Annotated in this window: 22 protein-coding genes and 1 pseudogene; 16 read left to right on the forward strand and 7 right to left on the reverse strand. The window is 66.5% G+C overall.

Annotated features, from left to right (window positions below):
- The first annotated feature begins 165 nt into the window (after positions 1-165).
- From FBY41_RS00435 to FBY41_RS00480, 9 genes are all read left to right on the forward strand, one after another.
- A complete protein-coding gene (locus FBY41_RS00435) occupies positions 166-462 on the forward strand; it encodes a hypothetical protein (protein WP_141841478.1) in 297 nt (98 codons plus the stop codon).
- A gap of 229 nt (positions 463-691) precedes the next feature.
- Positions 692-1045, forward strand: coding sequence for a hypothetical protein (locus FBY41_RS00440; RefSeq protein WP_221629179.1), 354 nt, complete (start codon positions 692-694; stop codon positions 1043-1045).
- A gap of 410 nt (positions 1046-1455) precedes the next feature.
- Positions 1456-1986, forward strand: a complete 531-nt coding sequence (locus FBY41_RS00450) for a hypothetical protein (protein WP_141841481.1) — start codon at positions 1456-1458, stop codon at positions 1984-1986.
- 147 nt (positions 1987-2133) lie between these two features.
- Positions 2134-2337 carry a hypothetical protein gene (locus FBY41_RS00455; protein WP_141841482.1) on the forward strand — a complete coding sequence of 68 codons (204 nt, stop codon included), beginning with the start codon at positions 2134-2136 and terminating at the stop codon, positions 2335-2337.
- 423 nt (positions 2338-2760) lie between these two features.
- A complete protein-coding gene (locus FBY41_RS00460; RefSeq protein WP_141841483.1) occupies positions 2761-3111 on the forward strand; it encodes a hypothetical protein in 351 nt (116 codons plus the stop codon).
- A complete protein-coding gene (locus FBY41_RS00465) occupies positions 3111-3728 on the forward strand; it encodes a hypothetical protein (protein WP_141841484.1) in 618 nt (205 codons plus the stop codon). The genes FBY41_RS00460 and FBY41_RS00465 overlap by 1 nt, the downstream gene beginning before the upstream one ends.
- 118 nt (positions 3729-3846) lie before the next feature.
- Entirely contained in the window at positions 3847-4674 is an 828-nt protein-coding gene (locus FBY41_RS00470) for a hypothetical protein (RefSeq protein WP_141841485.1), read from the forward strand.
- A gap of 350 nt (positions 4675-5024) precedes the next feature.
- On the forward strand, positions 5025-5831 hold the full coding sequence (locus FBY41_RS00475) for an ANTAR domain-containing protein (RefSeq protein ID WP_141841486.1): 807 nt from the start codon (positions 5025-5027) through the stop codon (positions 5829-5831).
- Positions 5832-7279: 1448 nt separating this feature from the next.
- A complete protein-coding gene (locus FBY41_RS00480) occupies positions 7280-7585 on the forward strand; it encodes a hypothetical protein (RefSeq protein ID WP_185748817.1) in 306 nt (101 codons plus the stop codon).
- 327 nt (positions 7586-7912) lie between these two features.
- On the opposite strand, the gene FBY41_RS00485 is transcribed toward FBY41_RS00480, so the two are convergent.
- The 3 genes from FBY41_RS00485 to FBY41_RS00495 form a co-directional block, all read right to left on the reverse strand.
- Complete coding sequence (locus tag FBY41_RS00485) at positions 7913-8317, reverse strand: hypothetical protein (protein ID WP_141841488.1); 405 nt, start codon at positions 8315-8317, stop codon at positions 7913-7915.
- Between the two features lie 456 nt (positions 8318-8773).
- On the reverse strand, positions 8774-10375 hold the full coding sequence (locus FBY41_RS00490; protein WP_221629180.1) for a cation:dicarboxylate symporter family transporter: 1602 nt from the start codon (positions 10373-10375) through the stop codon (positions 8774-8776).
- Between the two features lie 83 nt (positions 10376-10458).
- Positions 10459-11625, reverse strand: a complete 1167-nt coding sequence (locus tag FBY41_RS00495; protein WP_141841489.1) for a mandelate racemase/muconate lactonizing enzyme family protein — start codon at positions 11623-11625, stop codon at positions 10459-10461.
- Positions 11626-11734: 109 nt separating this feature from the next.
- Here FBY41_RS00495 and FBY41_RS00500 point away from each other — a divergent pair, with 109 nt between their 5' ends.
- The gene (locus tag FBY41_RS00500) at positions 11735-12490 is read left to right on the forward strand and encodes a GntR family transcriptional regulator (protein ID WP_260439474.1); all 756 of its coding nucleotides are present in this window, start codon (positions 11735-11737) and stop codon (positions 12488-12490) included.
- Positions 12491-12537: 47 nt separating this feature from the next.
- The gene (locus tag FBY41_RS00505; protein ID WP_141841490.1) at positions 12538-12840 is read left to right on the forward strand and encodes a YciI family protein; all 303 of its coding nucleotides are present in this window, start codon (positions 12538-12540) and stop codon (positions 12838-12840) included.
- A gap of 347 nt (positions 12841-13187) precedes the next feature.
- Here the strand turns inward: FBY41_RS00505 and FBY41_RS00510 are convergent, their stop codons facing one another.
- Complete coding sequence (locus FBY41_RS00510) at positions 13188-14186, reverse strand: ROK family protein (protein WP_260439475.1); 999 nt, start codon at positions 14184-14186, stop codon at positions 13188-13190.
- A gap of 84 nt (positions 14187-14270) precedes the next feature.
- A pseudogene (locus FBY41_RS24210) lies at positions 14271-14444 on the reverse strand (helix-turn-helix domain-containing protein); the annotation flags it as partial.
- 412 nt (positions 14445-14856) lie between these two features.
- Here FBY41_RS24210 and FBY41_RS00515 point away from each other — a divergent pair.
- From FBY41_RS00515 to FBY41_RS00535, 5 genes are all read left to right on the forward strand, one after another.
- Positions 14857-16023: an extracellular solute-binding protein gene (locus FBY41_RS00515; protein WP_185748818.1), complete on the forward strand. Its 1167-nt coding sequence runs from the start codon at positions 14857-14859 to the stop codon at positions 16021-16023.
- A gap of 6 nt (positions 16024-16029) precedes the next feature.
- Positions 16030-16986 carry a carbohydrate ABC transporter permease gene (locus tag FBY41_RS00520; RefSeq protein WP_141841493.1) on the forward strand — a complete coding sequence of 319 codons (957 nt, stop codon included), beginning with the start codon at positions 16030-16032 and terminating at the stop codon, positions 16984-16986.
- A 10-nt stretch (positions 16987-16996) separates the two neighbouring features.
- Complete coding sequence (locus FBY41_RS00525) at positions 16997-17890, forward strand: carbohydrate ABC transporter permease (RefSeq protein WP_141841494.1); 894 nt, start codon at positions 16997-16999, stop codon at positions 17888-17890.
- Positions 17891-18090: 200 nt separating this feature from the next.
- The gene (locus FBY41_RS00530) at positions 18091-19857 is read left to right on the forward strand and encodes an alpha-glucosidase (RefSeq protein WP_141841495.1); all 1767 of its coding nucleotides are present in this window, start codon (positions 18091-18093) and stop codon (positions 19855-19857) included.
- Between the two features lie 468 nt (positions 19858-20325).
- Positions 20326-21993 carry an alpha-amylase family glycosyl hydrolase gene (locus tag FBY41_RS00535; RefSeq protein ID WP_141841496.1) on the forward strand — a complete coding sequence of 556 codons (1668 nt, stop codon included), beginning with the start codon at positions 20326-20328 and terminating at the stop codon, positions 21991-21993.
- A 103-nt stretch (positions 21994-22096) separates the two neighbouring features.
- Here FBY41_RS00535 and FBY41_RS00540 read toward each other — a convergent pair whose 3' ends face one another.
- Together FBY41_RS00540 and FBY41_RS00550 are read right to left on the reverse strand one after the other, a co-directional pair.
- Positions 22097-23617 carry a class-II fumarase/aspartase family protein gene (locus tag FBY41_RS00540; protein ID WP_260439476.1) on the reverse strand — a complete coding sequence of 507 codons (1521 nt, stop codon included), beginning with the start codon at positions 23615-23617 and terminating at the stop codon, positions 22097-22099.
- A gap of 632 nt (positions 23618-24249) precedes the next feature.
- A complete protein-coding gene (locus FBY41_RS00550) occupies positions 24250-25257 on the reverse strand; it encodes a LacI family DNA-binding transcriptional regulator (protein WP_141841497.1) in 1008 nt (335 codons plus the stop codon).
- Positions 25258-25450: the final 193 nt, after the last annotated feature.

Genomic DNA, 25450 nt, shown 5'->3' on the forward strand with positions numbered 1-25450 from the left:
GGCGGGCGCGTGGTGTTACGTGGTTTGCCGATGGCTCGGGCGACCGCTGATCGTAGTCATGCCGGTGACCCCCGACACGCCCCTCAGATGCCACAGATGGCGCCCTCAATCGTGCCGAGAACAAGGACTGTGCAACGGCACGTGCTGCACCGGATCCTTGGCCTCATGAACATCCTGACAAATCGGTCAGCCGACGTGGATCAAGCCCGGTCCCAGGACCTGACGGCAGACTTCGAGAACCTGCTGGCCGGCGGTCTTCCGGACGGGCTACTCGAGACTCGACTGCTTGGAGACGGGCAAGGGCATTGGGCGATTCACTCGCTTTGGCGAGATCGTGCAGCGCTCGATGCGATGAGGGCATCGCATGAACCGCCTGCTGCTCCTGCGCTGTTCCGGCGCTTCCGGGCGGAGCCGACCTTGGTGGTCATGCAGGTTCTCGCCGGCAGTGCGGATCCTGCCTGAACGAGGCACCTTACTAGGGCGACTGCGGCCCAGACCTGCGTCACATCGGCGCCAGTGGACCATCCTGAACCGGGTAGGAGACTGCCATCGAGCGGTGTCTAGGCCCTCACCGTTGGACTCTCCTTGCTTCTCACCTGCCCTAGCCCGTGACCGCGACACACCGGCCCGATATCTTCGACCTGGTCTTGGGAGGCGTGCCTGTATGGTCCTACTTCGCATCATCGTCGGCGTGCTGTTGATGGCGCACGGTCTGGTCCATCTGCTCTATTTGGCTCCCGACGTGTCCGAGTTCTCTCTTGAAAGGTCTTGGCTGCTGTCGGATCCGGCGCGCAAGCCGGTTGCCTACTTCCTCATCGCGTCCACCGTGATCGCCTTCATCCTCCTCGCGCTGGCGGTGTGGCAGGCACCGAGGATCGACAGCGCCTGGCCGGTGCTCGCTCTCGTCGGCGCCGGGCTCTCGACCGCCGTGCTCGTCCTGTTCTGGAACCGGGCACTCGTGCTGGGTCTGGTGATCAACGCCTTGCTGATCGCCGCCGCCATCCTGCGGCCGGCATGGCTCGAGCGCTTCATGTCCGGGGGGTGATGACTTGGCCACCCCCCGTCCCCGGGGAACACGCACGGACCGCGTGCGGCGTAGGTCGCCACTCGTTCGGTCCTTGGAGTAGATCCGCGCTTCCGTCACACCTGCCCAGCAGGTGGAGCGAACCGGGCGTCGATGTGAGACGGCACGTGAAGGTGGCCGGGATGCGGGAGCTGACGTCGCCGGGCGCACGTTCCAAGGACGCTCGACTTTATGAGCTTTTTCGCCGCGAACCGACCGTCGTCGCGGCGGCTGCGGAGCTTTGCTCGTTTCCTCTGGTGAAGCCGACCACAGTCGGGGACTGGGGTTCGCCAATGCGCGGAGAATCGAAGGAGGCGCCGTCGCGGCTGCCGTGAGTGGTAGCCGGCGCACGAGAGCGCGGTCACCCCGGCGGCTGGGTGGAAGGCGATGCCATGGAAAAGGTGATGTGGCTCGTCCTCGGCGTGACCGTGATCCTCTCCTCGCTGCGCGCCGACCGGAGCGGACGGGCACGGAACGTGGCTCGGGTCGCCCTCGGGGTGCTGTTCCTCATCTTCGGGGCGATGGTCAATGCCGTCTACTTGATCACCGACTGGGACTCCTTCGCCGCTTTCGGTGAGATGTCTCAGTTCGCCTTTGTCCGTGACACGTGGGCCTCCCTCGTCGTCCCGAACACGGGCCTGTTCATCGGCCTGTTGATCGCCGGCGAGGCCATCGCCGGCATCCTTGTGCTGGCCGGGGGACGGTTGATGCAGGTCGGCCTCGTGCTGCTCATGGCGTTCCACGTCGGCCTGCTGTTCTTCGGTTGGTGGCTCTGGCTGTATGCCGTCCCGATGCTCTGTGCGCTCACGCTGCTGTTGCGCGCGGAGCGGCGCGCCGCTCAGACGGGATTGAGCGGGACCGATGTTGATGGCCCGGTCACGCCGAGGGCCGGTGGGGTGCCCCTGCCTGGGGGGCGAGGGTGATGGCCGGCAGGGCTTTGACAGGCGCGGAGCAGGTCGAGCACGCCAAGTCGTTACGGCCGGACTCATCGTGGGGCCCGCTGTTCCAGGCGGGAGGCTGGTCCGCGGTGCTCTACCATCGCATTCCTCGTCATGCGAAGTGGTGATGCCATGGACCGAGTCGGAAAGGTGGAGAGTGGCATCGCCGTGGGCTCGCTGGTCCTGGGAGTGGTGGCCCTGGTCTTTGCCGAAGCTGCCGCTGCCGAGATCCTGCTCGCGATGTTCATGGCATCGATCCTCGTCGTCTGGCTGCTGGAGATCGTCGACCACGCCGGGCTCGTGCACGGGCACGAGGCCCCGATGGCCCACGCCTGACCGGCACCCCACGTCGAGGGGCGAAGCGTCGGTACTCCGGGCGCGACCCTCGGGTCACGCTGAAGGAGGACCGGCGCTGTTGCGGAACTGATGGTCGGCTCTGACCGATGATGAAACCCTGCGGGCCGAGCACTTGGGCCCTGCTGCGCCCTTCCCGGGGGATGGGGCCCGCTTGGCGCTTTCGGCGCTGGCTCGCTACCCGCGAAGCGGCCTTCCACGTGCTGGCAGCACTGGAGGCAGCCGTCGGGGGAACTGACAACCACCGGCCCCGAGGGAGCCATCGAGCCGATCGAGGATCGGAGGGCGGTGCGCGCCCCCGGCAGCGACGGTCCTGTGAGGCCAAGTTGAGGCCGTGGCGGGCGTGTGACAACCGAGACAGGCTGTTACGCGGACGTGCGTTGGCGGCGGACGCAGGCTGGAGGTGTGAGCACCGCGACGAGGAATGAGCTGGACGGCACACTGACGATCGAGCTGGAAGACGCGGCGACGCGCAGAGCGTGGGTCAGCACCTTGGGCCTGCTGGCCGGGATGATGCAGCAGTGGCACTTCGTGGGCCTCCTTGGCGGCGAGGTGCGGTACGAGAGTGACACGTTCTCGGCTCCGTACAGCTGGGGGCACCTGCCGCTCGGCCGGACGATGCTGCCCCGCGAGGAGTGGGCACCGGGGATGGACGAGGCGCTAGATGGGCTGCGCCATGAGATCACGGCCGATGGGTGGCTGACCGCCGGGCACGGCGAGCAGGCGTGGCAGGACCACTACCGACTGAACACCTGATGCGGCCTGTTCGAACGGCGCTTCTCATCACCCTGTCCACGTGCGCGGTGCTGTACGTGCGGTGGGTGCGTCCGTGGCAGCTCACCTGGGGCGCGACACCTGCGGAGGTGGCTCGTCCTCTGCCCAGCGATGGGCTGGTCGCCGCCCCCACCTTCAACGCAACCCGAGCCATCACCATTGCGGCGCCCCCGGAGCAGGTGTGGCCGTGGATCGTCCAGATGGGTCTGACCCGAGGGGGCTGGTACAGCTACGACCTTCTCGACAACCTCGGCCGGCCCAGCGCCCGTCGTATCCTCCCCGAGCTGCAGCACCTCGCGCCCGGCGACGTCGTGCCGATGAGCCCGGATGGCACGCAGGGCATGCCGGTGCACTCCATGGCGGCCCCGCATTCCATGGTGTGGGGCGAGCCCGGAGCCACGACCTGGGCTTGGCAGCTCGACGAGACCGGCCAGGGCTCGACACGGCTCATCACGCGGGTCCGTTCGCGCTACCAGTGGCTCACGCCATCGATCGCGTTCTCCATGCTCGTGGAGTTCGGTGACATCTGGATGATGCGCAAGATGCTGCTCAACCTGCGTCAGCGCGCCGAGGTCGCCGGGCCGGTGAGAAGGCCATGAACGAGCAGTACGGCGGCCACCATGGCCGCCGATCGAGAACGGTCCGGCCGTGAAGCGGTCCGTGCCCGCGCGGGGCCTGAGGGCCGCATACGGGCTGACCGCCGGGACGATCGTGCTCATGGTCGTCGTCTCGGCCGGCGGCGTGCTGGGGTCTGGTGGGCTCTACCAGGACAACCCCCTGATCACCGCCACGTTCCGCGGGCAGGACTGGGTCACACTGCTCGTCGCCGTCCCGCTGTTGGGTGTCGGGCTGATGCTCGAGCGTCGCGGCTCGCTCGGCGGCCGCCTGCTGTGGCTCGCGATGCTCTTCAACGCGATGTACAGCTACCTCTTCTACGCGGTGGGCGCCGCGTTCAACGTGTTCTTCCTCCTCTACGTGGCGATCTTCGGCATGGCCGCGTATGCCCTCCTGTTCGCCGTCCTGCGCATGGACTTCTCGCCGTTGTCGGGCCCCACAGGTAGCCGGACGGTTCGCGGAATCGCGATCAGCTACACGCTGCTGGTCGGCGCGTCCCTCGGCCTGCTGTGGACGGGCATGTCGCTCAGCTACCTGGCGACCGGCGCGGTCCCTGCGCCGATCCTGGCATCCGGGCATCCGACCGGAGTGGTCTTCGCCATCGATCTGGTCTTCATCGTCCCGCCGATGCTGATGAGCGCCGTGTGGCTCATCCGGCGTGCGCCTCCCGGCTGGATCCTGGCGACCCTGATGAGCGTGAGCGGTACGGTCTACACCCTTTCCCTCTCCGCGGCCAGCGTGTCCGTCGTCGTGGCCGGAGCCGGCACCAGCGCAGAGCTACCGATCTGGGCGGCCCTGACTCTCTTCGGTGCGAGCGTCTCCTGGCTGCTGCTGGCTCGCCTGCCCACTGGCGGGCTCACGCAAGCGGATGGCCCTCCACAGGGAACCCGCCAGACCAGAGAGCCGCCGGACGGGCGCCTGCCGGCGTGACGCCCCAACCTCACGGGTTGCCGGTTACCTCTCTCTCGCCGTCTGGCCCCCTCGCGTGCTCCCCAGCCGCCACAATGCGAAGAAACCTGATCTGCAACGGGGTTCGCCGGCTCTGGTTCCCGTTTGGGCCGCGACCGAGACCGAGACCGAAGCCCGAGCGGTCTCGTCGCCTCTTGGCCGCAACGGCGGCCCGGATGCAGGACCATCTCGTGACGCAGGGCTCCCCTGTGGCTCCGCACCTGACATCAGCGGGCCCTCGGACTGCACAGGTCCCCGATCGACGAGTACGGTGAAACTTCAAGGCTTCAGAGGTGAGGCCCCTCTCTCCGAGTACGTCACGGAGGTAGGCCATGACCAATACCATTCCCGATCGGGCCCTGACAGACGTCCCAGGCCAGACCGGCACAGTCCTCCCGCCAGCCTCGGAAGGCGCGCCAGCCCACGACACCGCTGCTGCCAGCCGAGAGCAGATGCTGCTGGCGAAGTTCGACCTGCTCGACCAGCTCTACGCCAACCCTGACCGCAGCGCCGGGTCACTGGCGGAGGTCGCCGCCAAGGCCATAGCGGGGATCCGCTCCGCGTCCTTCGCCGCCATCAGCATCCGGCGCGCAGGCACGCTCCGGGTGCAGGCAGCCACCCACCCCCTCGCCGGCGAACTCGAACGCCTGCAGCGCCAGCTCGGGCAAGGCCCCAGCATCGAGGTCCTGACGCACGGCCGGTCCCACAGTGCCCTGTTGTCCATGCCGACCACCGACGCCTACGACGGCCCGTTCCCCGACCTGGCCCCACGCGCCCGCGACCTGGGAGTAGGCGCTCTGTTGTCGCTGCGGATCGCCACCGGGCTCCAGGACACCAAGGCGGCGCTCACCGTCACCGCGCCCAGCGGCCGCAGCTTCAGCGAGGACGACTTCCTCGACGCACTGACCATCGCCCACCATGCCCAGGGCGCGGTCGGCGCCGACCACGTCACCCACCTCACCCGTGCACTCGACAGCAGCCGGGACTTCGGCGTGGCCATCGGCATCCTCATGAGCCACTACCGCCTGACCCGCGACGCCGCGGTCGAGCTCCTCAAACGAACCAGCCAAGACCGCAACCACAAAGCCCACGTCCTGGCCATGCAGATCATCGAGATCGGCCAGCTCCCCGAACACTGACAACCGTCGCGCGGGCGGCATCCAACCGTCCACCGGCGCAATGTCGTGGAGCGCAAGCATCGCGCCCGGGACGCATCTCCCCGGGTGTGGCCGGCGCGCGGCTCCTCGCAGACGACCGCACCCCTGGCCCTGGCGGCTGCGGGGGTGCGGCCGCGTCCGGCGGCGGCGTGGGAACCTGACGCGGACGTCTGTGTCGGTGGTTCCGACGCTACGGGCGACGTAGGCCGCCCACGCCGAATCCGGGAAGGCTGTGCCGCACGTCACTTCGCTCCGATCCCGAGTAGAGGAGCCGACGTAACGCACGCGCCCGCAGCCGCCTACGTGACGGCGAGGACGACGATGCCGTAGCTCAACAGCCCAGAAACGATGCGGCGGCCGACGCCTCGCGGACCGTCCGAGGGGGGCCCGGCTCCGGTGCGGCAGCCACCGTCTCGACGGCGGTCGAGCCGTCATCTGCAGTCTCCCTCACCCGCACATCCTTCATCGCCCTTGCGGCCGGGTCCATCCAGCCAACCAAGCAGTGACCACTCAGGCGGTCAGCGGAAAACTGATGTGACAAGCTCAGTCCACAGACGCTGGTGTTAGGAAACGCCGTGCGCTATGTCGCAATGCATTGACAGCGATTACCTGCTCCGGCTGACGGGGGCCGTTGCCTAACGGGCCCATGACTGGCGGTCCGGATGCGAGAGCGAAAGACATCTCGTGACCGTCTTGTTCACCGCAGGCATCCCGTCTGGGGTGGCGAGGGAAGATGCGGCTCCTGCAGCTGTGGCAGTTGCCTGCGCGGCGTGGTCAGCTGCTCGCGTGAGCGACTCCCGGACGATGTCGGGGATAGCGATGGGTCGGTCCTGGGCGTGGTCCACGGGCCGCACCCACGCCTCGGTCGAGACATTGCCGTACGGGCCCTGCGCCTCGAGCGCCATCGCCAGAGCGTTGACACCGCGTGGCGAGGCGAGCAGGTGCGGGTCATCCGTAGCCTCCCGCAGCGCGTACGCGAGTCCGTGGAGGTCGCGAGTCCCAGCTGCAGCGTCTGAGATACCCGTTTCAGATCGACTGTGGCGGCGAGGGATTCGGCGTTCGCCAAGCCGGTGCGGTCGTGGCTGATCTCGAGCATGGCTGCGCGGATCTCGTTGGCTCCGATGACCAGGTCAGGGTCCAGCCCACGACCGCGGGACGGTGCGAGCTGCGCCCACGTCGTCGCGAGGCCGACCCAGGCCGTTTGGGCGCACTCGAGCGCGGGCGCGAGGCGAGTGCGGTACTGGCCGGAGTCGATCGAGCCGGTCTCGGCGGCGGCGCGCAGGAGCGTCTGGCTGGCGAAGGCGGTGTGCGCCTCGGTCTGGGCTATCAGCGTCATCGCAGCGGCGGATGTGGTTCCGGCGAGGGCACGGTGGGCCTGGATGTCCCAGGTCGCCAGCGCTTGGCGCAGCCGATCGCTCCGGGAGTGGTCTGTGCTCGCCGTGCAGCGCGTCGGGGAAGGTGTCCGCGACGTAGGAGCTGGCGAGCTGCTCGAAAGCCGCCATCCGGTCGCGCGCCTCGACGGTGCGCTTCAGAGACTCAGCCGGAAGCGCAGCGCGTCTCGTAGCGGGGCGTTCGGCGAGGTCGCGCAGGTCCCGGTTCAGGGCGACTTGCACGCCGTGGGCCCCAACATAAAGGACGTGCATCAACTTTGCCTTGGCCGCGTCGAGATCCGCTTCGACCTCGGGCCGCATCGAGCGGACGTCGGTGCGGCGATGCGGCAACAGCTCAGCGGCTGAGGTGAGGTTCTCGCACACCGTGAGCAGCCGATTGTCGCCCGGCCCAGTCCCGGGCCATTGGCGCCTCCGAGCCGCCTTCATCAGGTTCCCGTTCAGCGTCTGGGGCTGCTCGATCAGCACCCGACCAGAATCCTGGTGCTCGGATTGGCATGTGCTTGGGGACGATTCGGGGAACGCGTGCCACAGGTCGCCGGCGGCTTCGACGACCTCGGCCCCAGGTCCGGACCATGACCCGGCGTCCATCAGCGGGGTGTCCATCAGCACCTCGCACGAGCAGGTCCGAGTCCAGCAACAGCTCACCCACGCTGCGGCCTTCGAGGGCGGGCATCATCCGTGCTCTCGAAGGAGGTCGCAGAGCGCGACGACGACACGGCTGCTGCCTGCTGGCGGCGCCTCGATCGGGACCGTGCGGGTCAGCGCCTCCGCCGCGCGCAGCACCTCGATCGGGACCGTGCGGGTGAGCGCCTCCGCCGCGCGCAGCACCTCGAGCGGCTCGCCATCGTCCGGGCTCGAAGCTGCAGGCGGGACGTCGGCGGGCTCGATGTCGGCGGGCAGCAGGGCGCAGGCTTGGCTGGCGACGAGCCGACCGGCCAAACCGACATCCGACAGGGCGAGGGACTCCTCGAGCCCAGGCACCGGGTCGGTGGCCAGGGGGCTCAGGCAGTGATCCGCGGCAGCCTGCAGGAGCAGGATCACCCTGCCGAGCACCGCCAGGCCGTCCGTGCCCGTCACCGTCGTCTCCCCCCTTCGACGTCACGGCGTCCCCTCTTCGTCGGATTTGCATGGCCGTCTTCATAGCGGATTTTTTCTCGGACTGAACCGCGTCGTCGGCTCCCGCCCCACTCCCATTTCAAGCCACTCCTGTGGGCTCGCACGGGTCAGGGATGGAGGTACGGAAACGCAAGGTGGTAAGTCACCGTCTCAAGGAATCGCCAGCGAGATACTGTCGTGCTTCCCGAGTCCGCTGTTGAGATGTCCCGAGAGGCCTGACGTGCGTTGGAGACGTGCGTCCCGCTTGCGTCGTGGTCGCCGCAGAGGCACCCACAGGGCCACTTCTCAGCATCACGCCGGGTGGCACCCGCCGAAAGGGACAAGGTCCCGAGTGCGGACACGTGCCACTCGAAGATGATGTCATGGAGCGGCGCGGGGCTGAGCTTCCCGGCGCCGCTCCATGCTGGTGTCCGGCTGCTACCTGCTGCGGGTGCTGACGCCCTGGTGGAAGTCCGAGAGTTCGCCGCTGCTGGGGCTGTTGGAGCCGGCCGGGTAGTCCGCGGCTTCGTCCCGCGCGGCGGGCTGGAGGGCTCGTTGGTCCGAAGCGTGGCCGTGGATGTGGTGGCCGCCGTGGACGGCTCCGTCCAGATCGGTTCCAGTGAGGGAGCGCTGGGCATCGTCGTACTCGGCTTCGATCTGTTCAAGCTGTTCGGCGGTGGCGTGCAGGACCAGGTTGGCTTGGTCCTCGTCGAAGTCCTTCTCCCACTTGCCGATGACGATGGTCGCGATGGCGTTGCCGAGGACGTTGATGAACACGCGGCCCTCGTTGAGGATGCGATCGATGCCGACGATCAGGGCCAGGGCGGCCACCGGCATGTGCCCGACGGCGGTGATGGTGCTGGCCAGGACGAGGAACGCTCCCCCGGCGATGCCGGCGGTGCCTTTGCTGGTCAGCATCATGACCCCAACCATGACCACCTGCTGCTGCCAGGTCAGGTCGATCCCCAGGGCTTGAGCCAGGAACAGCGAGGCCATCGTGAGGTAGACGGCCGATCCGTCGAGGTTGAAGGAGAACCCGGCAGGGATGACGATGCCGACCACAGGGCGGCCGATGCCGAGGATCTCCAGCTTGCGGACGAGCTGGGGCAGGATCGCCTCGCTGGAGCAGGTGGCTAGAGCGATCAGCAGCTCGGTCTTGAGGAAGCGGATCAACCCGAAGAGGCTCAGCTTGCACGAGCGCATGATCAGGCCGAGGACGACGAGCACGTAGAGCACGCAGGTGGCCAGGAAGAGCAGGATCAGGTAGCCGAGCTGCTGCAGGCTGCTGGCGCCGTAGGTGGACACGACGGTCGCCAGAGCCCCGAAGGTGCCGATCGGGGCCAGGCGCATGACCCAGCCCACGATCCGGAACACGACCACCGAAAGGGCGGAGATCACGGAGGTCAGGGGCTTGCCGGCGGGGCCGGCCATGTTCAGCGCGACCCCGAAGATGATCGAGACCAACAAGGCGGCGAGGATGCCGTTGCCCGTGATGGCCCCGAAGAGCGACTCAGGGATCATGCTGCCGACGAAGCCGACGAACGTGGCGTGGTTCTCCGTCGCGGCCGAGGGGATGCTGTCGGTGTTCAGGGTTGCCGGGTCGATGTTCATGCCCGCGCCGGGCCGGAACACGTTCGCGACGACGAGGCCGATCAGCATCGACAGCAGCGAGAGGACGAGGAAGTAGCCGATCGCCTTCACGCCGATCCTTCCGGCCTTGCGCAAGTTGTCCATCGAGGCGATGCCGGTGACGACGACGCAGAAGACCACCGGGATGACGATCATCTTGACCAGAGCGATGAACCAGTCGTTGAGCGGCTTGAGGCCCGCTGCGACAGAGGGCAGCAGCACCCCGACCGCGACGCCGAGCACCGCTCCGACTACAACTTGGAACCAGAGCTGCCCGAGCAGCTTTCGAGTGCGGGACCTTGTGGGTGGGCGGTCCTGCAGTGTCATGGACGACATGGTGAAGCTCCTTTGCACGACGATGTGGCAGATAGGCGGCAGGCCGCCCGGCAGGCAGCCCGCGGCAGTGATCACGCATACGTGATCGGGGCTGTCGACCGTGGCGGGACGGCTGGTCGGCGGGGCGACGGGGAGATGGGGCGACGGGCTCGGGTGGCTCAGGTGTGCAGCTCGCGCAGGACCTTGTAGAAGGCGGCCTTGCTCTCGAATCCGATTCCCGGGGTGTCGGTCAGGCCGACGTAGCTGTCCTGCACGACCGCCCCGTCCGCGAAGCCACCCGTCGGCTGGAACTCGCCCGGGTAGGACTCGTTGCCGCCGAGCTTGAGGGCTGCCGCAATGTGCAGGGAGAACTGGTGCCCGCCGTGCGGGATGCAGCGGCGCGAGGACCAGCCGTGCTGCTTGAGCATGTCTTGGATGCGCAGGTACTCGGTGAGGCCGTAGCTCAGGGCGGGGTCGACCTGGATGTAGTCGCGGTCCGGGCGCATCCCGCCGTAGCGGATTAGGTTGCGGGCGTCCTGCAGCGAGAAGAGGTTCTCGCCCGTCGCGATGGGGCCCCGATAGTGCTCGCTGAGGGTGGCGTTGAGCTGGTAGTCCAGCGGGTCCCCGACCTCCTCGTACCAGAACAGCCCGTAGGGTTCGATGGCCCTGCCGTACTCCAGGGCCGTGGCTAGGTCGAAGCGGCCGTTGACGTCGACCGCGAGGCGCGAGGCGTCCCCGTCGAGGACCTCGATGACTGCCTCGATGCGGGCGAGATCCTGGTGCAGGTCCGTGCCGCCGATCTTCATCTTGACGACGCTGTAGCCTTGGTCGAGGAAGCGCTTCATCTCGTCCTGGAGATCACGAAGGGTCTTACCCGGCGCGTAGTAGCCACCGGCGGCGTAGACGAAGACCTTCTCGTCAGGCGTGCCGTCGCCGTGCCGGTCCGAGAGCCAGCGGTAGAGCGGCTGCTCGGCGATCTTGGACGCGAGGTCGAAGAGCGCCATGTCCATCACGCCGACGGCGACGGAACGCTCTCCGTGCCCGCCCGGCTTCTCGTTCTTCATCACGAAGTCCCACGCCCGAGTCGGATCAAGCTGCCCGTCCTCGGACAGGAGCGACTCCGGCTCGGCGTCCAGCAACCGCGGGATGATCCGGCGGCGCAGGATCTCTCCGGCGCTGTAGCGCCCGTTGGAGTTGAACCCGTAACCCACCACGGGCTCCCCGTCACGCATGACGTCCGAGACGACCGCCACGATCGAGCAGTCCATTGAGCTGAAGTCGATCCAGGCGTTACGGATCGACGAGCTGATCGGGACGACGCCCTCATGCACTGAGATGATCTTCATGTTCACCCTCCGTCATAACTTATAAGATACGAGGATGTTAAGGTGGTTCCATCGATCGCACAAGCCCCTGAGCCCACGTTTTGGACAGGGCGTCAACAGGAAGGCCCTGATGAGCACAGGTGACCTCACGGCAACGGCGGCCCAGCCGATGGGCTCCGTCAGCGCGACGAACGTCTTCTCGAGCAAGAGCGACGTCGCCTACGCCGAACTGCGTGCCCGCATCCTCACCGGGGCGCTCGTGCCCGGGTCGCGACTGGACCAGTACGAGCTGGCCGAGTCGATGGGCATGAGCATCACGCCGCTTCGGGAGGCCATTCGCCGCCTCAGCAGCGAGCGACTGATCGAGCTCGGAAGCCATCGCAACGCGCGCATCGCGAGCATGAACGCCGCCGAGGCGCGCGAGCTGTTCGAAGTGCGGCTCCTGCTCGATCCGGGCGCGGCCGTCCTGGCCGCCGAGCGGCGCACGGCTGAGGACATCACCGCACTGCGCGGCGCGGCCGCCCGTCTGCTCCCGGTCACCCGCGCATGGGGCGAGGAGGCGCTCGGCGCGCATCGTGCCTTCCACCGCGCGCTCTACCTCGCCTCTCACAACGACGTACTGATCCGACAGCTCGACGACCTGTGGGACAAGTCCGACCGGTACCGCCGCCTGGGGCTCGAGCTACCCCCCGGCGACGAGCCCCGTACACGCGACCACCGCGAACACCACGAGCTGCTCGAACTCATCGTCGTCGGCGACGCCGCCGGCGCCGGCGACCTGATGCGCGTCCACATTCAACGCAGCCTCACCGCCGCCGCCATCACGGCCTTGGAAGAACGCGAACACGACAACGAGACGGACCTAACGACCAGCGACGCAGGCTGACCGCCATCCCGAGAACTGGGCCACACCGCATACACCCGAAGGACGCCATGCCCCTCTTCGCCGTCACCTACCGCTACACCGGGGACACTGCCACCCGCGACGCGCTCCGCGCCGAGCATCGCCACTATCTCCGCGAGCTCGCCGACGAGGGATCGCTGTTGGTCTCCGGCCCCTACGCGGACGACGAGGCCGCCGGCGCGCTGCTGCTCTTCCGCGGCGAGGAGAAGACCCACACCGAGGACCTGGTCGCACGCGACCCCTTCACCATCAGCGGCGTCATCTCCAGCGTCTCGATCCGAGAATGGGACCCGGTCATCGGGCCGCTGCTGTCGACGCTTTCACCGGACTGATCGGCCACGTCGACCTGACAACTCCTCGGCACTGACGAGCCACCTCATGAGAGAGGGCCCGTTCTCGCGTATGCTTGGGTGGGTGACTCTCCGTGCGCCACCCCGAGTGAGGCGCTGAGCTGCGCCACGAGCCGGATCGTCACGCGGAGCCGTGCCTAGAGGTTTAGCCACCCCGCCCCGGGATGCCGTGACCTCGAGCCCGGGCTCCTCGAGGCGGCAGAACATGGTCCGGTCGGGGCTGGCGAAGGTGGCGTCGAGCACCTTGAAGGCTCCCGGTTGGCTGGCGTAGGGACCTCCATCCTCGGGAGACTTCGACGTCGACTCAGTCATCGGCTTGCCGCCAGTTCTTACACCCTCATCTGCGATGGGCCAGCATGCGCGTCGAGGAGCTTGAAGAGCTGGTGGTGAGCGTGGTCCAAAGCGAGTTTCGTGGCACCGACCAAAACGGCTCTGTCACCGAGAGGACTAGCCACTATTCGCGGCGGCCTGGGGACGAAGGCTGGAACCTGTCGCGAGATGTCGTCTCGAATGAGTTCTGCGATTGCGGCTCCCCCACCGGAGAAGATCAGGACCTCGGGGTCGAGCAGGGTGGCAAGCACGGCCACGACTCGCGCCATCTGCTCCGCCACCCGACGCAGAACCTCGGCGGCTTCATGGTCACCGTGCCGGGCAGCGTCGATCACTTGTTTGCTGCCGACCTTGGCCGCGTCGCCGTCGCTCAACGCGTACAGCGAACCCGGCGATTCCGCCCTGGGACGGCTGTCGGCGACCGCCCGACGTCCCAGGGTCTGGGCCAGGCCGGCAACGCCCGTGGTGTCCCCGACGCCGGCGACAAGTTCGAGAAACGCCAGTTCTCCAGCCATGTGGTGTTGCCCACGCATCAGCTGACCGCCACTGATCAGTCCCGTACCGAGCCGCTCCCCGGATAGCAGCACCACCAGGTTGTCGACCCCGACGCCCGCGCCCTTCCAGCATTCGCCGAGGGCCGCAAGGTTGGCATCGTTCTCGATGACGACGGGGTACGGGAAGCCGCGTCCGATGCTCTTGGCGATATTGACGTCAGCGAGGCCGGGCATGTAGCCGGGCTCCCCGCTGGCAACGACACGACCGGAGCCGTCTACCGGTGCTGCCACGCCGACAGCGACGTGGAGAACGGAGTTCGACTCCACCCCGGCAGCCCGCAGGACGGACCGGATCAGTCGACGTGTGGTGGTTACCCGGTCGCGACCGCTGACGCCTAGGTGTGCGAAAACCTCTGTGCGGCTGGCAAGCTCGTTACCCGCCAGGTCCGAGACCGTGACTGACACCTTGTGGTCGCCCAGATCAATCCCGACCACGCTCGCCATCCGCGCGTTGAACTGGTACGCGCGTGCTGTTCGGCCTGCCCGCCCACGCCCCTCGGGACGCCGGCCGTCTACTTCCACGACTAGCCCGAGATCCATCAGCGTCTCGCTCAGGGTGTGCACAGACGGCCTGGACAGGCCTGTCGCAGCCATCAACTCGGTGGCCGTGACCGACTCGTCCCCAGACCTGACGAGCTGGTCGAGAACGAGAGCGAGGGTCGTGCGCCGAAGTACTGGCAACCCGCTTCCTCCTCGTTCCATAGTCGTTGATTTTGCCACGGCCTGCGACCTTGACAGCGCCCCGCGCCCGCGAGCACACTCTAGGCGATTGATAAAGACGCTAAATCAATCGGCCTCAGGACTGGCCGCGACGCGTCACCGAGCCGGCCATCAGCGCCGGCGACAAGAGCACGAAAAAAGTGCATGAACCGGTCTCATCTGCGTCGTCCCCCGGCGGGCAGGACCCGGACCGGCCTGGCGTCTCCATCCGGGAGCCGCTCACGACTGCGTAGTGCCTGCACTACACGCGAAGGAGACCACCTCAATGAAGAAGTCCCTACCTGCTGTTGCGGGTGTTGTCACGGTCCTCATCACCCTTTCCGCCTGCGGCACCGGCGGGGTAGATGGATCCGGAAGTAAGGAACCGGTTCCCACCCTCAGCGCCGGGGAGAAGGTGAGCGGCGACATCACGTTCTGGCACGCCTACAGCGCAGGCGGGACGGAGGTGAAGACGCTCGAGAAGACCGTCATCCCCAACTTCGAGAAGCTCCACCCGGGAACGACGGTGAAGGCGGTCCAGGTCCCTTCGGACCAGATGCACCAGAAGCTGGTGACCGGCGTCGCCAGCGGCAGCCTTCCCGACGTCATCCGGGCCGACATCGTCACCGTCCCCGAGCTGGCCAAGCTGGGTGTGCTGACACCCCTGAGCGAAGCCATGCCGGACTTCGACACCTACGCGAAGAAGATGTACCCCGGCCCGCTGTCCACGAACAAGTACAAGGGCAAGTACTGGGGCCTGCCGCTGGACACCAACACCAAGGTGGTCGTGTACAACAAGGAGGCACTCAGCGCGGCCGGCATCACCTCGGTTCCAAGGACCCTGGACGAGCTCAAAGCGGCCGCACCGAAGATGGGTGGGGGCAAGTACGTCTTCGCGGAGGGCGGATCGGGAGGGTGGAACCTGCTCCCGTTCATCTGGTCCAACGGCGGCGAGATGACCGATCCCGAGGTCACCAAGGCGACCGGCTACCTCAACGGTCCGAAGTCGGTGGCCGCCCTGCAGATGCTCATTGACATGTACAACGCCAAGCAGCTACCGCAGGCCATCCTCGGCGCGTCCGGCGGGGTGGGGCCCACTGACGGGGTGGCCAAGGGCACCTACGCTTCGATGATCGACGGCCCCTGGGCCTTCCCGAACCTGAAGACCAGCTTCCCCAACTTCGCGCCGCAAACATCACCCGTGTTCAGCGGGGAGGGCGGAAGCATCAGCGTCGTCGGCGGCGAGGACATCGTCATGACCCAGGGATCGCAGAACAAAGCGCTCGCCGCCGAGTTCATCCGCTACATGCTCTCCGATGAGGCGCAGCTGGCCATGGCCGAGACCGGCCAGCTGTCCGCTCAGTCCACCCTCGAGTCAAAAGTCTCCGCGATGGAGCCGTTCTACCAGGCCTACCTCGAGCAGCTGAAGACCGCGAAGGCGCGGCCGGCCACCCCGCAGTGGGCCAAGATTGACGACATCTTCACCAAGGACGCCCAGCAGGCCTTCCAGGGGAAGATGACCGCACAACAGGCCATGGACGATGCAGCCGCCAAGATCGACCCGCTATTGGCGCAGGGCTGAACCCCCATGACCACCACCAGGCTCGCTCCCTCAACCGCCGCCACCGCTCCGGCACGGCGCAAGCGACCGAACCGGGCGGTGTCGGCCCGACACGCCACCCGTTGGTGGGTGCCGTGGGCCTTCGCCGCGCCCGGCATGATCCTGTTCATCGTCGTGGTCGGGTATCCCCTGCTCCGATCCCTGCAGATCAGCTTCTACCAGTGGGCCGTCCTGCCCACCGACGCCAGCACCTTCGTCGGCTTCGACAACTACACCCGGGCTCTGGGCGATGCCGAGTTCTGGACCTCGATGGCCAACGCCGGGATCTACCTGATCCTCACCGTGCCGCTCACATTGATCCTCGGGCTGTTCTTCGCGGTCTTGCTGAACGCCAAGATGCCGGCCCGGACCGTCTTCCGGGTCCTGTTCTACATTCCGGTCGTCACCAGCTGGGTGGTCGTCTCGCTGCTGTTCAAGTTCTTGTTCGTCACCGACGGAGGGGCCGTCAACTGGGCCATCACCGACCTGCTGCCCCTCACTTCAGAACCCGTTCCGTGGCTGGAGCAGCGTGGTACCGGGCTCGTCGCGGTTGCCGCGTTGGGCATCTGGAAGAGCCTTGGCTGGTGCCTGGTGGTGTTCTTGGCCGCACTGGGTGGGGTTGGTGAGGAGCAGTACGAGGCGGCCAGCCTCGACGGGGCCAATGCATGGCAACAGTTTCTCAACGTGACCCTGCCCGGGATCCGCGGCACCTTTCTGTTCGTCCTGGTCCTCCAGGTCATCGGCGCCTTCAACGTGTTCGCGTCCGTGCTCTTGATGACCAACGGTGGCCCGGCCGGCAGCACCGAGGTGCCGCTGACCTACATGTACAAACAGGCCTTCTCGTTCCTCGACTTCGGTTACGCGTCGGCGATGTCGTTCATCTTGGCGATCATCATCGTTGTGATCTCGATTCTGCAGTTCAAATTCTTCCGCGAGAAGAACTAGGGAGCCAGACATGACCACGCTCACACAATCTGAACCGTCTCGTTCAACCTCCGCCCCGGGCGAGCACGGCCCGAACCGGCGGCAGATCAAGCCGCTCACGGTGCTTCGTTTCTTTCTCGTACTCGTCGGCGCGTGCGTCATGGTGTTGCCATTCCTGATGATGGTCTCCACATCCTTGGAGCCCAACACGGCCACCCTGCCGACACCGCCGCACATCTTTCCGCTGAATTTCACCACTGAGAACTACTCCGAGGCGCTGGGCAGCAGCAACTTTGGTCTGTACTTCCTCAACTCGCTCTACGTGGCCGTGCTGACCACCTTCTTCGTGGTGCTCATCTCCTCACTGACCGCGTTCGCCTTCGCGAGGTTCGACTTCAGGTTCAAGAACGTGCTGTTCGGCCTCCTGTTGGCCGGGTTGATGATCCCGGGAATCGTGCTCATCGTGCCGCAGTTCGTGCTCGCCAAAACCCTTGGCATGACCGACTCGCTAAACGGTCTCGTCTTCTTCTACACCGCTGGCCAGATCGCCTTCACCACCTTCTTGCTCCGCGGCTTCTTCGAACGAGTCCCCAAAGAGCTCGACGAGGCCATGACCGTCGACGGCACCACCGTCTTCACCCGGTTCATTCGCCTGTACCTTCCCCTGGCCCGACCGGCGCTGGCTACCGCCGCGGTGTTCGCGTTCCTCGGCGCTTGGGACGAGTTCGTATGGGCACTTACCGTCATCAGCGACGCCGACAAACGCACCCTCCCGCTGGGTATCGCTGCGTTCCAAGGCGAGCACGGCTCCGCATGGGGCCTGGTCTTCGCCGGTTCCACCCTGGCCGTCATCCCGGTCATCATCGTCTACGTCGCTGGCCAGAAACACCTCATCAGCGGCATCACCGCGGGCGCCGTCAAGTGAACTGAACCACCGCCCAGCAGTGCCGCACGCGTCCAGCGGCGAACCGGCATCACCTCCGACGGGCGGGGCGATGTTCACAGGTGCCGGAACGCGTGGCGGGTCTGCTTCCAGGTCTTGGCCGACTCGCCACACCGACGGCTGCACGGCTGGCGCGACACGCAATCTAGCCGCAATCTCGATCACTCTCAGGAGGACCAGCCATGCACCAGGCCACAGCCGGCCGACCGACCCACAACTCTGCCGATCGCCCTGAGGGGTGGTGGAAGTCGTCCGTGGTCTATCAGATCTATCCCCGCTCGTTCGCCGATAGTAACGGCGACGGCATTGGCGATATCCCCGGCATCACGGCGAAGGTGGGCTACCTGCATCGACTCGGGATCGACGTGGTTTGGCTGTCGCCTGTCTACCGGTCGCCGATGGACGACAACGGGTACGACATCAGCGACTACCAAGACGTGGACCCCCTGTTCGGCACCATCGCCGAGCTCGACGAGCTGATCGCCGAACTTCACAGCCGCGGCATGAAGCTCGTGATGGACCTGGTCGTCAACCACACCTCCGACGAGCACCCGTGGTTCATTGAATCGCGCGACGCAGCCTCACCCAAACGCAACTGGTATTGGTGGCTGCCCCCGCGGGACGGCTTCGAGCCCGGTGGCGAAGGCGCGGAACCGACCAACTGGGGCTCGGCATTCTCTGGTTCGGCGTGGAAGCTGGACGAGGCCAGTGGCGAGTATTTCCTGCACATGTTCTCCCCGAAGCAGCCCGACCTCAACTGGGAAAACCCGGACGTGCGCCACGCCGTCTACGAGATGATGAACTGGTGGGTCGACCGCGGCGTCGACGGGTTCCGGATGGACGTCATCAACCTGATCTCCAAGCCGACGTGGATCGGCGACGGTCCCGTGGGCCCGGACACCAAGTACTCCTCCTGCTTCGCAGCAATCGAAAACGGGCACCGGCTGAACGAGTTCCTCGCCGAGATGAACGCGGCGGTCGGACTGAGCGAGCGTCGGCTGATCACCGTGGGTGAGATGCCCGGCTCGACCATCGAGAGCGCGCGGGCGGTCACCGACCCCGCCAACCGCGAACTCGACATGGTCTTCACCTTCGAGCATGTCGGCCTTGACGCCAGGCCGGGCGGGTCCAAGTTCGACCTGCACCCGTTGACGCTCCCCGCGCTCAAGCAGAATCTCAACGCGTGGCAGGTCGGGCTGGCCGACGTGGGTTGGAACTCGCTCTACTGGGACAACCATGACCAGCCCCGCGCCGTCTCGCGTTTCGGCGACGACTCGCCGGAGCACCGGATCAATTCAGCCAAAACCCTGGCCACCGTGCAGCACATGCACCGCGGCACGCCGTACGTCTACCAGGGCGAAGAGCTGGGCATGACCAACACCTACTTCACCCACGTCGACCAGTACCAAGACATCGAGTCGGTGAACTACCACGCCGATGCGATCAGCCTCGGTCTGGAGGCTGAGACCGTCATGGCCGGCCTCGCTGCCAAAAGTCGAGACAACGCTCGTACGCCGATGCAGTGGGACGACTCGTTGCAGGCCGGCTTCACCGACGGCATCCCGTGGCTACCGGTCAATCCCAACTACGTGACGATCAACGCCGCCGCGGCCGAAGCCGATCCGAACTCAGTGTTTCACCACTTCCGTCGACTCATCGAGCTTCGGCGGACTCACCCAGTCCTCGTCGAGGGCCGGTTCAAACTGCTGCTGCCCGACCATGAACAGATCTGGGCGGTGACTCGGACCCTCGGCGACCAGGTGCTGGTGATGGTCGCCAATTGCTCGTCGGAGCCGACCATGATGCCACTGGCTGCGGTGCCCGACCTCGCCGAGGCCCAGATCCTGCTGGCCACCCATGGACCCGCCACCCTGGAACGCCTCGAGCCCTGGGAGTCCAGGATCTACCTCCTGGACAGTGGCAACGACCTCGCCCAACCGGCGCCCTGACCAGACCTAGACTCCATGACCACAACGCCCCTCCGGGGGATCCCCTCGGGTTGGGCGTGGGCCATATCCCAGACATCCCTGCATTCGCGGCACCCAAACCTGTCGACCACGCAAGCCTGGGTCGACGTGTCCCCCGAGCTGCTACAGGTGCTGCAGGCGAGCTCGGCATCGAACCGACCGGCACTCAGGCCACATCGGCAGAACGGCTAGAGCTATCAAGGATATGCATGAGATAGGGGAACTCCATTGTTCCTCGTTCGCAACCACATTTGATTTGTGAGATGCCGGCTGCGTGCGCCACGCCTCCGGAACGTCGGCTGTTCGACGCCGACCTGTCCGCGGCTGGCGATAGGGCTACCCCACCGCCTACGGGGACATGGCACGACTCACCCAAGACCCTGCGAATGAATGACTTACCGCCTCGCCGTCCGAACCGCAACAGACCAAAGCAGAAGGGCTACTATCGCAATGGGACCGACCTGGCTCGACGACGCCGTGATCTATGAGATATATCCGCAGTCATTCGCCGACTCAGACGGCGATGGCGTCGGCGATCTCCGCGGCGTGATCAACCGAATGGACTACATCGCCTCCCTTGGCGTCGACACGTTGTGGCTCAACCCATGTTTCGCCTCGCCGTTCGTCGATGCTGGCTATGACGTCTCGGATTACCTACAGATCGCACCGCGCTACGGCAGCAACGACGACATGGTCGAGCTCGTCGAGGAAGCTAAGCGACGCGGCATCAGGGTGCTGCTCGACCTGGTGGCCGGACACACATCCATCGAACATCCGTGGTTCCAGCGCGAACTGCACGCGGAGGGCCGTGACCCTCAAGGCGACCAGTATGTCTGGTGCGAAGAGCTGCCGGCGCCGTCGTGGTCGACTGACATCCCAGGCACTCCGTCATGGGTACTCTCGCCGGGCCCCCGGCGCGGCTGGTACCTCAAAAACTTCTACGACGAACAGCCGGCGCTCAACTTCGGCTGGGCCGAGACAGTCGAGAGTGAGCCGTGGCGGGACGCGGTCGACGCCGCTGGACCGCGCCGAAACGTGCAGGCCTTGAAGGACATCATGGCTTTCTGGCTCGACCGTGGGATAGCGGGATTCCGCATCGACATGGCATTCTCTCTGGTCAAGGACGACAGCGTCGGAAACCGTGGCCTGCCGCTAACGACAGCGATTTGGCGCGAAATCCGAACCTGGCTGGACGCCACCTACCCCGACACGGTCATCATCCCCGAGGGCAACGAGCCCCGCACCGACCAGCCGCTGGCGTTCGATGCCGACTTCTTCCTCGTCATCATGGAAGAGCACGCCAGCCTGTTCGACAACCATGCCGCAGGCATCCTGCCCTTTCAGACTCCCAAGCGGCCCTTCTTCGACGCCGACGGTCTCGGCAGCACTCGCACGTTTCTCGACGGCTGGAACGCAGTCAAGAGCTCCCACCCGGACCGGCTCGTGGTCATGTCGACCGCCGACCACGACTTCGACCGGCTGCGCTGTGGCCCAAGAACCCCCGAACAGCTCGGTGCTGCCCTCACCTTCCTCCTTACCTGGGGCTCGGTGCCCTGTATCTACTACGGCGACGAGATCGGCATGCGTTATCTGCCGAATATGCCGAACGTCGAGGGGGCCATCTGCAACCCCACCTACAACCGGGCCGGATGCCGTACGCCGATGCAGTGGAACGACAGTCCCAACGCCGGGTTCTCAGGGGCTGCCCCGTCCGACCTCTACCTGCCGATCGATCCCGACCCCGGACGCCCAACCGTAGCGACCCAGGAGAAGGAACCCGACTCCACCCTTAGCCTCACCAAGAGCCTGATCTCGCTCCGTAAAGCCAATCCGGCCCTCGGCGCCCAGGCCTCAACCCGCGTCATTTACCCCGGCTACCCCTTCGCCTACATCCGAGGTGAGACCCACCTCGTCGTTGTAAACCCACGACGAGACCGAGCCATCCTCATGGAGAACGAAATCGCTGGCGCCCGCCCACTCCTCGTCAACGGCGTCTCAATCCTGAACAACACCCTGACCGTGGAAGGATTCGGCTACGGAGTATTCACCCTGCCCTCAGGTTCGGACGGGAGGGCAGGGCCGGTGTCGAAGTTGCGCACTGGGACACCGGCAAGGTGATCTGTCCTCGGAGCTGGGCGGTCGGCGATCAGGAAGATCTATCGACCCGGCACGGAAGCGTCACAACGGACCGAGCAGCCGGCGATCACGCTGTGCGCCCACGTTAGGTGGTGTGACGCGCGCCCTCGGCCAGGCTGGCTGCTCGCTCCCTCGCTCTGGAGGCGCCCTGTCGAGCCAGCTGCGCCGAGAGACCGGTAAGGCCGGACGGCTCCAGAAGTGTGTCGAGCTCGCCATGGCTGAGGTGTTCGCGCACTCGGGGGTTCCGCGCCAAGTGCGCGGCGAAGGTCCCGCCCCGCACAACCACTGCCTGTGCGACGTCGTAGACCACGTCGTGGGCGGCCTGCCGTCCGATGAAGCCTCCAAGGCGCAGCATGACCGCCTCGGAGGTGATCAGCCCTCCGGAGGTGTCGACGTTCGAGCGCATCCGGTCGGCGTGCACACCGAGGTTGTCCAGGATCAGGTGCACCCGTTCGAGCAGGTCGCCTGTGAGAATCGAAGACTGCCGCGTTGCGCGTTCCAAAAGAGCCGGTGCGTGGTCGCCCTCATGTCCGACGATGGCGCCCTCCAAGGCCAGAGGCACCAGGGCGCGGATCTCGGCGGAGATGTTCATGACGTCCTGGGCCAGCTGGGGGTTTCGTTTGTGCGGCATGGTCGAGCTGCCGACCGTACCGGCGGGCACTGGTTCCTCCAGCTCGCCCACCTCGGTCGCCATCAGGGTGTAGATTTCCAAACCGATCTTGGCCCCGGTCGTGGCGAGGAGTCCCAGAACGAGCACGTACTCCGCGAGGTGGTCGACGATGCTGCGGCCCGGGATGGCCATGCTTCCGAGGTGCAGGCGATTGGCGACCGCCTGCTGGACGTCGGGGCCGAGCTCGCCGAGGGAGGCGAATGTGCCGGCCGCCCCGCCAGTCATGGCGACGAACAGCCGCGGTTGGAGTTGTTCGAGGCGGTCCGCGTGCCGGATGAGCTCGTCAGCCCACGCTGCGGCCTTGAACCCGAAGGTGATCGGCAGCGCGTGCTGTCCGTGGGTGCGGCCCGCCATGAAGGTCTCGGCGTGCTCGTCGGCGAGGTCCGCGGCCACCCTCAGAAGCCGGCCTACCTGGCTGACGATCACGTCGAAGGCCCGCCGTAGCACGATCAGGTCGCCGGTCTGGGTGATGTTCTGGGTGGTCGCACCCCAGTGCACCCATCCCCCGTGCTCCTCGCCGACCGCTCGGCTGAGCTCGACGACCAGAGGCATCATCGGGTGGCTGGTGCGATCCATCTCGCGGCGCACCCGGTCCTGGTCGAGGCGGTCGACGTCGGCGGCCTCGGCGATGGCCTTGGCGGCCTCGACCGGGATGATTCCTAGCTCCGCCTCAACCAAGGCCAGCGCGGCTTCCACGTCCAGATAGGCCTGCCACCGCCGAGGGGTCTCGAACATGTCGCGGATGCCTGGATGGGGAACTCGGCCGTCGGTGAACCGGGTGTTCTCCATGAGTCGGTGATCTCCTCTGCTCTGAGTCATCGTGCCTTGCTGCGTTGCTGGACGGTGGCTACATCCTTTGTCCGCTCCGGCGGTCAGGCCCTCGGTCAACAGTCGTTCGCTACCGAAGGGCAGCAGCACGATCGGCAGTGTCAGCACGACTCATCCCCCCATCAGCACGGTGCTGGGCACCTCGATTCTGTTCGCGAGCTGAGCGAGCCCCAACGAGACCGTCCACCTGTCTCTCTCCTCGGCCAAGCCGACGAACCCGGCCATATCCCTGCTGTTCAGCTTCTTGGCGGCGGCCAGAACGCTGGCATAGCTGGTCGGGGCCGTGAGCCCTGCCTTGGCGAACAGGTCCGTGCGGTGGAGCAGCGCTTCAGGCCATGCATCACTCGGGATGGCGAGCGGCTTCTTGTCGTTGGTGACCAGCTCGAGCGCGTGCTCGGAAACGTCTTCCGGTCGAGCTGGTCCAAGACCTTCTCGGTCGCGTCGGTGTCGATCAGGTCGTTGGCCTCGAGCACCCCCAGGCCGGTTCCGCCGATGGCGTCGGGAAGGTCACCGGCGTCGTCGGACGATCCGGAGCAGGCGGCCGAAGCCGTGAGGGTGCCGGCGAGTACCGCGGTAACGGCCAGCTTTCGGGCAGGGAAGGGCACGGGGGATCTTCTCTTTGAGCGGGGGATGGGGGCTGGGATTGCGAGATCCCCAGCGGAGATCAGTTGCTAGATCGATCTATCGGACTCAGCGAAACACCTCGGAAGGCGAGTGTCAACGGGTTGATCGCGGGACAGTCAGGAGTGGCACCCGCAGGACCGGCGGACGACGAGCTCAGGCGCCGCCCGCTGCACGACCACCTGTCCACGTGGCTGACCGATCCGCTCCACCAGTAGCCGACCAGCAGCGGCACCGAGGCTCCCGCCATGCGTCGCGATGCTCGTGAGAGGCGGTTCCCACAGCGCCGCGGCCGCGACGTCGTCATACCCGATCACCCGGAGCACGTCGGCGGCGCCGGCGTCGTACAGTGCCCGGTACAGGCCCATGGCGATGCTGTCGCTGTGGCAGATGACCCCGTCCGGGAGGCTTTCGCCGTCGAGCAGGGCCCGACCGCCTGCCAGGCCCCCCTGGCCGCTCACCTCCCAGACGCTGCGGGTCAGGGCCGAGGCGGGCAAACCTGCCTCCGCCATCGCAGCGCCCACGCCACGGATGCGGTCCCGCCGGGAGAGGATGCCTTCGATACCGCCTAGGTAATGGATCGTGCGACAGCCATGCTCCAGCAAGTGTTCCGCGGCGAGGCGACCGCCGAGGACGTCATCCGCGCCCACGTAGCTGCTGTTCCCATCGTCAAGGTAACGGCTGACGAGGACGTGAGGGAGGCTCCACTCAGCGAACTCGTCGAGCAGGGCGGCAGGTGTGCCCGTCGCAGGGATGAGGGCCAACCCGTCGACACGCTGCTCGCGCATGGTCTGCAAGGCGCGTCGCTGCTCGTCGACGTCGTCTCCGGTGTCGGCCAAGAGCGTCGCGAAACCAGCCCGCTTCAACTCCGCATCGAGCCCTCCGAGCACCTCGCCGAAATACGGGTTGGCGATGTGGGTCACCACTACGCCCACCACACTGGTGCGCTGGGTCCGAAGCGTCGCGGCACCGCGGTTGTAGACGTACCCCATTTCTCGCATCGTCGCGAGCACACGGTCACGGGTCTTCGACGACACTCGCCCCGTGCCACGCAACACCAAGGACGCCGTGGCGCGCGAGACCCCCGCCCGTGCCGCCACATCCGCCAGGGTCAGTTGCTCAGTCACATCCGCACCATAGAACCCAAGGCACCCCAATGCCGCCAAGCCCCATGTTTCCAGGGACAGCGAGCACTAGACCCTTGGCGTCAGGGGCAAGGCGGGTGTCTCGCCTTGGGCCTCAGATCGGTTGTCACCTATGCATGCATCGGTCCCGTTCCTCCGGCCACCTTCTCGTGCGTCCATCCGGCCATGTGACGGC

Source organism: Humibacillus xanthopallidus, from assembly GCF_006716675.1.
In the GTDB taxonomy this organism is placed as follows: Bacteria; Actinomycetota; Actinomycetes; order Actinomycetales; family Dermatophilaceae; genus Humibacillus; species Humibacillus xanthopallidus_B.

What these genes read in the sequence shown, in the direction of transcription:
- FBY41_RS00530 (WP_141841495.1), top strand. Translation starts at nt 18,091, where the DNA reads ATGCACCAGGCCACAGCCGGCCGACCGACCCACAACTCTGCCGATCGC.
- FBY41_RS00475 (WP_141841486.1), top strand. Translation starts at nt 5,025, where the DNA reads ATGACCAATACCATTCCCGATCGGGCCCTGACAGACGTCCCAGGCCAG.
- FBY41_RS00520 (WP_141841493.1), top strand. Translation starts at nt 16,030, where the DNA reads ATGACCACCACCAGGCTCGCTCCCTCAACCGCCGCCACCGCTCCGGCA.
- FBY41_RS00500 (WP_260439474.1), top strand. Translation starts at nt 11,735, where the DNA reads ATGAGCACAGGTGACCTCACGGCAACGGCGGCCCAGCCGATGGGCTCC.
- FBY41_RS00470 (WP_141841485.1), top strand. Translation starts at nt 3,847, where the DNA reads ATGGTCGTCGTCTCGGCCGGCGGCGTGCTGGGGTCTGGTGGGCTCTAC.
- FBY41_RS00450 (WP_141841481.1), top strand. Translation starts at nt 1,456, where the DNA reads ATGGAAAAGGTGATGTGGCTCGTCCTCGGCGTGACCGTGATCCTCTCC.
- FBY41_RS00435 (WP_141841478.1), top strand. Translation starts at nt 166, where the DNA reads ATGAACATCCTGACAAATCGGTCAGCCGACGTGGATCAAGCCCGGTCC.
- FBY41_RS00535 (WP_141841496.1), top strand. Translation starts at nt 20,326, where the DNA reads ATGGGACCGACCTGGCTCGACGACGCCGTGATCTATGAGATATATCCG.
- FBY41_RS00525 (WP_141841494.1), top strand. Translation starts at nt 16,997, where the DNA reads ATGACCACGCTCACACAATCTGAACCGTCTCGTTCAACCTCCGCCCCG.
- FBY41_RS00505 (WP_141841490.1), top strand. Translation starts at nt 12,538, where the DNA reads ATGCCCCTCTTCGCCGTCACCTACCGCTACACCGGGGACACTGCCACC.
- FBY41_RS00465 (WP_141841484.1), top strand. Translation starts at nt 3,111, where the DNA reads ATGCGGCCTGTTCGAACGGCGCTTCTCATCACCCTGTCCACGTGCGCG.
- FBY41_RS00510 (WP_260439475.1), bottom strand. Translation starts at nt 14,186, where the DNA reads ATGGCGAGCGTGGTCGGGATTGATCTGGGCGACCACAAGGTGTCAGTC.
- FBY41_RS00455 (WP_141841482.1), top strand. Translation starts at nt 2,134, where the DNA reads ATGGACCGAGTCGGAAAGGTGGAGAGTGGCATCGCCGTGGGCTCGCTG.
- FBY41_RS00495 (WP_141841489.1), bottom strand. Translation starts at nt 11,625, where the DNA reads ATGAAGATCATCTCAGTGCATGAGGGCGTCGTCCCGATCAGCTCGTCG.